At 40.0% G+C, this 8,293-nt stretch carries 9 protein-coding genes and 1 tRNA gene; all 10 read right to left on the bottom strand.

Features of this window, described 5'->3' with window-relative positions:
* Positions 1-72 (bottom strand) — tRNA-Lys (locus WNY79_RS17810).
* A gap of 216 nt (positions 73-288) precedes the next feature.
* Positions 289-1,035 carry a tol-pal system protein YbgF gene (gene ybgF, locus WNY79_RS17805; RefSeq protein ID WP_076923802.1) on the bottom strand — a complete coding sequence of 249 codons (747 nt, stop codon included), beginning with the start codon at positions 1,033-1,035 and terminating at the stop codon, positions 289-291.
* 13 nt (positions 1,036-1,048) lie between these two features.
* Entirely contained in the window at positions 1,049-1,591 is a 543-nt protein-coding gene (gene pal, locus WNY79_RS17800) for a peptidoglycan-associated lipoprotein Pal (RefSeq protein ID WP_024597677.1), read from the bottom strand.
* Positions 1,592-1,625: 34 nt separating this feature from the next.
* Positions 1,626-2,984 (bottom strand): Tol-Pal system beta propeller repeat protein TolB, encoded by a 1,359-nt coding sequence (tolB, locus tag WNY79_RS17795; protein ID WP_024598709.1) that lies wholly within the window; start codon positions 2,982-2,984, stop codon positions 1,626-1,628.
* A 9-nt stretch (positions 2,985-2,993) separates the two neighbouring features.
* Positions 2,994-3,920, bottom strand: coding sequence for a cell envelope integrity protein TolA (gene tolA / locus WNY79_RS17790; RefSeq protein ID WP_076923801.1), 927 nt, complete (start codon positions 3,918-3,920; stop codon positions 2,994-2,996).
* Positions 3,921-3,924: 4 nt separating this feature from the next.
* Complete coding sequence (gene tolR, locus WNY79_RS17785; RefSeq protein ID WP_007580386.1) at positions 3,925-4,353, bottom strand: protein TolR; 429 nt, start codon at positions 4,351-4,353, stop codon at positions 3,925-3,927.
* Positions 4,340-5,044, bottom strand: a complete 705-nt coding sequence (gene tolQ / locus WNY79_RS17780) for a protein TolQ (RefSeq protein ID WP_007580384.1) — start codon at positions 5,042-5,044, stop codon at positions 4,340-4,342. The genes tolR and tolQ overlap by 14 nt, the downstream gene beginning before the upstream one ends.
* A 977-nt stretch (positions 5,045-6,021) precedes the next feature.
* A complete protein-coding gene (gene ruvB / locus WNY79_RS17775) occupies positions 6,022-7,029 on the bottom strand; it encodes a Holliday junction branch migration DNA helicase RuvB (protein WP_007580382.1) in 1,008 nt (335 codons plus the stop codon).
* A gap of 7 nt (positions 7,030-7,036) precedes the next feature.
* Positions 7,037-7,654, bottom strand: coding sequence for a Holliday junction branch migration protein RuvA (gene ruvA, locus WNY79_RS17770; RefSeq protein WP_002960647.1), 618 nt, complete (start codon positions 7,652-7,654; stop codon positions 7,037-7,039).
* 2 nt (positions 7,655-7,656) lie between these two features.
* Positions 7,657-8,181 carry a crossover junction endodeoxyribonuclease RuvC gene (ruvC, locus tag WNY79_RS17765; protein WP_002960649.1) on the bottom strand — a complete coding sequence of 175 codons (525 nt, stop codon included), beginning with the start codon at positions 8,179-8,181 and terminating at the stop codon, positions 7,657-7,659.
* Positions 8,182-8,293 lie beyond the last annotated feature (112 nt).

Genomic DNA, 8,293 nt, shown 5'->3' with positions numbered 1-8,293 from the left:
GGGTTATGATGGATTTGAACCATCGACCAATTGATTAAAAGTCAACTGCTCTACCAACTGAGCTAATAACCCGCTCTTTTTGTCGCATTTCGAGTGGGGTAACCATTCGTTTGCTGCGGGCGCTTATAATACTTATTTATAAAATGAGTGCAACCGAAATTGTCTCTTTTTTTAAGTTTTTATGTCTAGATGCACAAAATTAAACCGTTTGTGCTCAAACTACATGCAAATCCAAGATTCTTCGAGAGTTTCCATGTAGTTTGCTCGCCTTAACTAAAAATTTAGTCGCTAGTTACCTAAACGATCAGTCGCTAGTTTTGCAGCGGTTGTACTTGGGTATTGATTGATAAGATCACTCAATATTTTTTGTGCTTGCTCCGCCGAACCTTGATCTTGTAAAAGTGTACCTAACTTTAGCATTGCATCTGGACGTTTGTTAGAATTTGGAAATTCGTTAACAACGACTTTAAAGTGCTCTACCGCTTTTACACCATCATTCTTAATTGTAAGCAACTGCCCTAACCAATAATGCGCATTAGATGCATATACAGAGTTTGGGTACGTAGTTAAAAACGTTTGAAATTCAGGGATCGCTTGATCGTAGCGTTTATCTTTCATTATTAACGCAACAGCGCGCTCATACGCTTCGTTTTCAGATAAGTCACTGCTATAGGTCTGTGCGTCGTTTGGCTGTGCCTGATCGGCTACCGGAGCTGCTGGCTGTGTATAAGCTTGGCTCACGCGGTTTTCGATTTCTTGGTACAACTCACGCTGACGCTGCAGTACTTTTTCAAGCTTGTAGCTTTGCTCTTCTGTTACACCTCGAATTTGGCTTACTTCGTCTTGTAATAAGTTGAGCTGTTGTTGTAACTCTACTTGCAAAAAGTTACGCGACTGCATCATATTTTCAAGTGACGCTAATCGCTTCTCAATACTTGATTGTGAACTCGCAGCTTCTGAAACAGGAGCGGGAGCAGCCATTAACTGGGTGCTCCCGCTCAATATCATGGCTGCCAAAATAATTTTCGGCTTCATAATATCTCTTATCTTAGTAAACTAGTACCGCACGGCGGTTTTTAGCGAAAGCTGATTCAGTGCGAGACTTAACCATTGGCTTCTCTTCACCGTAGCTTACCACTGACATTTGGCTAGCTGAAACACCTAAGCTTAATAAGTATTTTTCAACTGCTTGGCCACGGTGCTCACCTAGTGCAATATTGTACTCTGGAGTACCGCGTTCATCTGCGTGGCCTTCAATTAGTACTTTAACTGATGAGTTTTGAACTAAAAACTCAGCATGTGCACGAAGTAAATCAGCGTATTTGCCTTCAACTGTCGCTTTATCAAAATCAAAGTAGATTACTTGCTCTTGGCGAAGTGCTTCGTACTTTTGACGAAGTTGCTCTTCTGCTTGTTGCTCAGGAGAGATTGTAGCTACTTCAACTGTATCAGTGTTAGTTGATTGCTCAACAACGCCTTGATTTGATTGGTTTGCAGCACCTTCATCGATATCTGAAGATGAGCTACAAGCTGCTAATGTCATTACTGGCACAGCAATTAGCAGGCCTTTAAGTATTTTGTTAAGTTGCATTGAGTAGATTCCTATTTTGAGTAAACCAGTAATATTACTGTAAGTATGGCGACCAAGCTGGTGCCTTTACTTGTCCGTCTAGCACAGGTAACCGTGCTTTAAAGCGGCCGTCCATCGATACTAGCGCAAGTACCTGTTTATTATTATGAAGCGTGCTATATATAATCATCGAACCGTTTGGCGCTATGCTCGGTGATTCATCTAGGCGTGTTCTCGTTAATACTTGGAACGCACCTGTAGCCAGCTCTTTCTTAGCAAGATGGTACTGCCCGTTGGTACGGTTAACCATCACTAATTCTTTTCCATCTGGTGTTATAGAACCAGCAAGATTCATATCACCATCAAAGGTGAGTCGTTGTGACCTACCTGTTTTTAAATTTAACTTATAAATCTGAGCATTACCACCCCTTTCAGATGTAAACACAATATCTTGACCATTAGGATGCCAAGATGGTTCAGTATCTATGCTACGGTGATTTGTTAAGCGCGTTTCTTTGCGTGTAGCCAGGTCAAGCAAGTAAACTTCTGTTGCACCCGTCTTGTCTTTAGAAAGTACTAATAATAGCTTTTTGCCATCTGGCGAAAACTGCGGTGCGCCATTAATACCACGGTAGCTTGCGATTATTTCGCGCTTACCCGTGTAAATATCTTGAATATAAATTTGGCTTTGGCGGTTTTCAAACGTTACATACGCTAGCTTAGTACCATCTGGTGACCACGCTGGCGACATTAATGGCTCTTTTGAGCGAAGCAATACTTGCTCATTAAATCCATCATAGTCTGCAACAACTAATTGGTAAGGCTTTTCATCATTATCGCGCACTATTACATAAGCAATTTTAGTCAAAAATGCGCCTTTCTCACCAGTAAGTTTTTCATATATAACGTCACTGATTCGATGAGAGTAACGGCGAAAACCGCTTTCACCAATAACACTTTCACGCGCTTCTAAAATATGATCTTGGCTTTTGATTAACTTACCATTACTCATCATTTGTGTGTTGCCACCAGTAATTTGGCCACGAATCACGTCAACTAACTCATAACGCACTAAGTAACGCCCATCAGTTTGCTGCTCAACTTCGCCCACTAATACAGCCTCCACACCTTTATTAACCCAAGATGCGTAATCAATTTCGCTATCTTTGGTCGGCTGTTGTGGCATTTGCGCTACATCTACAGGTTTAAACTTACCACTGCGCATTAAGTCGGCAGCAATAACACTGCTTAATTTTTCAGGGATTGGACCAACACCTTGGTATTTAAAAGGCACTATAGCAATAGGCCTTGCACCATCTACACCCTCAGTTATTACAATTTCAAGCGCTGCATTAGCAACACCCACAAACCCAAACAGTAAAACTAAACAGGCTATTTTTATTTTGTTGAACATATCATTCCTTTAAAACTCTGGCTTGATTGTTAAATTAATATTCTTAAGTTGTTCGAATACGTCTTTATCTTTAGATACCGGTAATGTGTCAGCCATGCGCACTGCTCTTAATGCAGCTTCACACACTAACTTATCGCCACCTAATGATTTAACTTGCGTTACTAAACCATTAAAGCCTAAACGAATATTGACTCGGCACTGCTGGTTTTTCATTTTTTCATCAATCAATAAGTTTTGTTGAATACGCGCCATAATTAATGCACGGTACTTATCAACTTCGCTCACCACTTGTTGCTGACGTATTTTACTACGGGCAGCCTGCTCTTTTGCAAGTTGCTCTTGTAGCATTTGCTCTTGCATCGCTTGCTGGCGTTTACGTTCTGCCTCGGCTGCACGCTCTTTTGCCTCGATTTCACGTTTTTTACGTTCAGCTTCTGCTTTTTTAAGTGCGTCTTCTTCGGTTTTACGTTTATCAGCAGCAGCTTTAGCTGCACTTTCAGCTTCTTGCTTTTGTTTTTCAGCTTGCTTAGCTTTAGCGCGCTCTTTTTGCTCAATAGCACGTGCTTTTTTAGCTTGTGCTTGAGCCTCGGCTGTTTCTTTTTCTTTAGCTTTGCGTTCTTGCTCTAGCTTTTTAATATGCCTAGATTCAGATTCGCGTTGCTCACGTGCATTTGCCGCCCTGCGTTCTAAATCACGAATACGTTTGTCTTCAGCACTTTTTTTATCTTTTTCTTTCTTTTGAAGCTCAGCAATTTTTTGCTCAACTTGCTTTTGATCAACTGTAACAGCCGATACCGCATTATCTGGGGTGGGTATAGCCGAATTAAGCGTTACTTCCATTACCTTAGGCGCAGGTGGGTGAATGTTTGCAGACGCATACAAAAAACCACCTATGCCTAAATGAAGTACTATCGATTTTACTACTGAACTATTCATACAGCTACTTCCCCTCGAAGGATTCAGTCATTAATCCTACTGATGGTACGCCTGCATTTTTCAAAAAATCCATTAGTAATAATACTTCTTGATACGACACCTTACCAGAACCTTTGATCATTACTGGTACGTCAGGGTTTTTCATTAATTGTAATTTTATAACCGCAGCAACATCAAGTGCTTCCATAGGCTCTTCAGGATCAGTACCTACGCTCACATAATATTTACCCTCTGCATCAATTGAAGCAATAATAGGCGGAGTATCTTTAGTATCAACTAAATCAGACTCTTCCATTTTAGGTAAATCAACTTTTACACCGTGTGTAATAAGCGGTGCTGTTGCCATAAATATAATAAGTAGTACCAACATTACATCAATGTAAGGTACTACATTAATTTCTGCGACCGGGCGGCGCTTTTTACGCTGATACATTCGCTTGTGCCTCTATTTGTGTAGCTGCTTGACGGTGTAAAATATTAGCAAACTCTTCCATAAAGTTAATATAGTGAGACTCAAGCTTTTCAACACTGTTTGAAAAGCGGTTATAAGCAATAACGGCCGGAATTGCCGCAAATAAACCCATAGCAGTCGCAATAAGTGCCTCTGCAATACCTGGAGCTACCATTTGTAATGTAGCTTGTTTCACTTCACCAAGTGCAATAAAGGCATTCATAATACCCCACACTGTACCAAACAAACCGATGTACGGACTTATAGAACCTACTGTTGCTAAAAACGATAAGCTAGATTCAATTTTTTCAATTTCACGAGAAAGTGCAACACGCATTGAACGGTGCGTACCCTCCATAACAATACTCGCACTTTGAAATGTATTCTTTTTATGGCGAGCAAACTCTTTAAAGCCTGAAGTGAATAGTGCTTCGATACCTTGAGACTGACCGCTGCGTGATGATATTTCGTTATACAATTTGCTTAAATCAATACCAGACCAAAACTTTTGCTCAAATTTCTTAGCATTTGATAGTGCATCTGATATTGCTTTTTTACGCTGAAATATAATTGTCCACGACATTACAGACATGGCAACTAGCCCTAACATTACTAATTGAACAAGCAAACTTGCTTCTAAAATTAGGTCTAAAAAATTAAGCCCTGATCCCACGTTAAACTCCTAAGTAATTTCAAAATACGGCAAATTGATTAATTTGTATAAATATGACCGCTTACAAGGTCAAAAGTTGCATCTAGTGTATCTAGTCCATTTCAAGCTGACAACGGTATTGCTATGAATAGGCAACAAAAAACGTTAAAAAAACAGCTTTAGTTGGCATTTCCCTCTGCCTCAGTATTTTATTTAATCTTTTAACTAAACTTGCTGACTACAAATATGCGTAAATATATAGGTAAAACGTCATAAAATGCGCCGTTTATTCAAAATAAGAGCATAAACACTCAAAACTTATGAGCCTGATCTTCACGTAATAGTAAAACTAATACCGAGTCACAACGAAACTCATTACTTAAGCTATAAATTTCATTAACTTATAAATTTAACGATTAATTAACGCACAAGATTCAAACAACAATAAAATTCACAGAATTAGTTTTTCTAATCTGAAAATACAAATTTTCTAGTTTGAACAAAAAAGTAAACTTACGTATTATTCTCCCATACCGAACTAGCGCACTGAATGAGATAGCTTCATTAAGCCAAGTTCTTAGTAATAGGATATTTTATCGTATTACATTGTTTTACTCTTTCTGGATAAAACCAAATTAAGTAAAACGTAGTTCCCTGGATTACTTCCTTCAACTTGTTGTTTGCCCGCATTTTTTGCGGGCTTTTTTTTGCCTGCAATTTGGTGCGCTACATACTTTATTTATAAACTAATAATTGCCCTACCTATTTTACAATAAGTAATTCGGTTACTAGTTTTAATGGTACGCAGGATAGCTTCGCGAGTCTTAACGCCCTGTGAATTAACAGTTAACTATAAAGCATATAGGTATTTTGAAATAACATTTGCAACAGTGTGTTGAGGTTTTGGGTAAAATACCTGCCGGATAAATATGTCAAAGCAAGGGATAACAAGTCAGTTACCTGCTGTGCAATAAACCACAGCAAGTAATGTGTATAGGCTAGTCTTTTTTAGGAAGTAAACCGAAATGATGGTATGCGCTATCAGAGACTATTCGCCCGCGTGGAGTGCGCTGAATAAATCCTTGCTGGATCAAAAATGGTTCTATCACATCTTCAATTGTTTCACGCTCTTCACCAATAGCAGCCGCTACATTGTCGAGCCCGACAGGGCCGCCCATAAATTTTTCAATTATGGCGAGTAAATATTTGCGATCCATATAGTCAAAACCACTTTTATCTACGTCAATCATGTCAAGCGCTTGCTTAGCTACTTCGGCGTTTACTGTACCGTCAGATTTTACCTGTGTGTAATCACGTACACGGCGCAATAAGCGGTTAGCTATACGTGGTGTACCGCGCGAACGCTGTGCAATTTCGGTTGCGCCATCGTCACACATTTCTAAACCTAGATAATGTGCAGAGCGCCCTACTATGTGCGACAAATCTTCTACAGAATAAAACTCTAATCGCTGCACAATACCAAAACGGTCTCGTAGTGGCGATGTAAGCGAGCCTGCTCGGGTGGTTGCTCCAATAAGTGTAAATGCAGGTAGGTCTAATTTAATAGAACGCGCAGCTGGGCCTTCACCAATCATTATATCAAGCTGGTAGTCTTCCATTGCGGGGTAGAGTATTTCTTCAACTTGCGGGCTGAGTCTGTGTATTTCATCAATAAACAGTACATCGCCTTCCTCTAAATTTGTGAGCAGCGCAGCTAAATCGCCTGCTTTTTCAAGTACAGGGCCTGATGTTGTTTTAATACTTACGTGTAATTCGTTGGCGACAATATTTGCAAGCGTGGTTTTACCAAGCCCTGGTGGGCCAAATATTAATAAATGATCGAGCGCTTCACCACGGGTACGAGCAGCTTCAATAAAAATTTCCATTTGCTGCTTAACATGAGGCTGGCCCCTGTAGTCAGCTAAAAGTTTTGGCCTTATAGCACGATCTATAGAGTCTTCATTTGTTTTTTCAGTCGCGTCAATTAAGCGATCCGCTTCAATCATGGGTTACTCACAACATAGATTTTAAAGATTCTCTAATAAGAACCTCAGTGGACATATCGGGTTTGCTTATCGATTTTACTGCTTTTTGAGCTTGTGGCAATTTATAACCTAATGCAAGCAGTGCTGATACGGCATCATCGGCTGCGTTATTAGCTATTGTCGCATCGCTCATTGGCTCTATTACTGCGCTGTCGCTAAATGGCGTAAATAAATCATTACCCCAATCTTTTAGTCTGTCTTTCATTTCGAGTACCAAACGCTCGGCTGTTTTTTTACCGACACCCGGTAATTTAACTAGCGACGTTGAGTCTTCGTTATTTACACAACTTACAAATTGCTTTGCCGACATGCCCGATAAAATAGCTAAGCCAAGTTTTGGCCCTACGCCATTTGCTTTTAATAGCTCTCTAAACAAGGCACGTTCAACTTTATTATTAAAACCAAATAACAGTTGAGCATCTTCACGCACTACAAAGTGAGTGTAAACAATCGCGTTTTCACCAATCTTTGGTAAATCGTAAAAACAGGTCATTGGCATTTGTACTTCGTAACCGACACCACTTACTTCGAGTAATATCTCTGGTGGCTGTTTTTCGACTAAAATACCATTTAAGCGGCCTATCATAGTTATTTCCTTAGACGTCCTCTAACGGTTTTGCTTGCGCTACCCGCTAGTTTAATTAAATTTTGTTCTGAGTGAGCGTGGCAAATCGCAATAGCGAGTGCATCAGCTGCATCGGCTTGTGGCGTGCCAGGCAACTTTAAAATATTTTTTACCATGTGTTGCACTTGTGTTTTATCAGCGCCGCCGTTACCTACTACTGCTTGCTTAATTTGTCTAGCTGAGTATTCAAATACGGGTAAGTCGGCCATTGCTGCACCTACAATCGCAGCGCCTCTAGCTTGGCCTAGTTTTAGAGCTGAATCGGGGTTATGCGCCATAAATACTTTTTCAATGGCAAAGGTTTCTGGCGAAAATTGCTCAATAAGTTGTGTAATGCCTTGGTAGATCATTTTAAGTCTAACCGGAAAAGGATGATCGGCTAACTTAATACAGCCACTGCCTAAGTATGTAAATTTAGAACCTTGGTGGGCAACAACGCCATACCCGGTCAAACGTGAACCAGGATCAATCCCTAAAATAATGGCCAAACTGCATTCTCATTATTGTTATTTTTAAATTACGCTAATAATGCCAGAGCACTGTATAAATTACCAGTACAAAGAAAACAAAAATGCCCACGTGTTAGGTGGGCATTTAATA

The organism is Pseudoalteromonas sp. AS84 (assembly GCF_038900255.1).
Taxonomy (GTDB): Bacteria; Pseudomonadota; Gammaproteobacteria; order Enterobacterales; family Alteromonadaceae; genus Pseudoalteromonas.
Note: the sequence above shows the minus strand (reverse complement) of the source record. Positions and strands in the feature narration are given on the sequence as shown.

Coding starts and splice junctions, on each gene's coding strand:
- ybgF (WP_076923802.1), bottom strand. CDS start 1,035: ATGAAGCCGAAAATTATTTTGGCAGCCATGATATTGAGCGGGAGCACC.
- pal (WP_024597677.1), bottom strand. CDS start 1,591: ATGCAACTTAACAAAATACTTAAAGGCCTGCTAATTGCTGTGCCAGTA.
- tolB (WP_024598709.1), bottom strand. CDS start 2,984: ATGTTCAACAAAATAAAAATAGCCTGTTTAGTTTTACTGTTTGGGTTT.
- tolA (WP_076923801.1), bottom strand. CDS start 3,920: ATGAATAGTTCAGTAGTAAAATCGATAGTACTTCATTTAGGCATAGGT.
- tolR (WP_007580386.1), bottom strand. CDS start 4,353: ATGTATCAGCGTAAAAAGCGCCGCCCGGTCGCAGAAATTAATGTAGTA.
- ruvB (WP_007580382.1), bottom strand. CDS start 7,029: ATGATTGAAGCGGATCGCTTAATTGACGCGACTGAAAAAACAAATGAA.
- ruvA (WP_002960647.1), bottom strand. CDS start 7,654: ATGATAGGCCGCTTAAATGGTATTTTAGTCGAAAAACAGCCACCAGAG.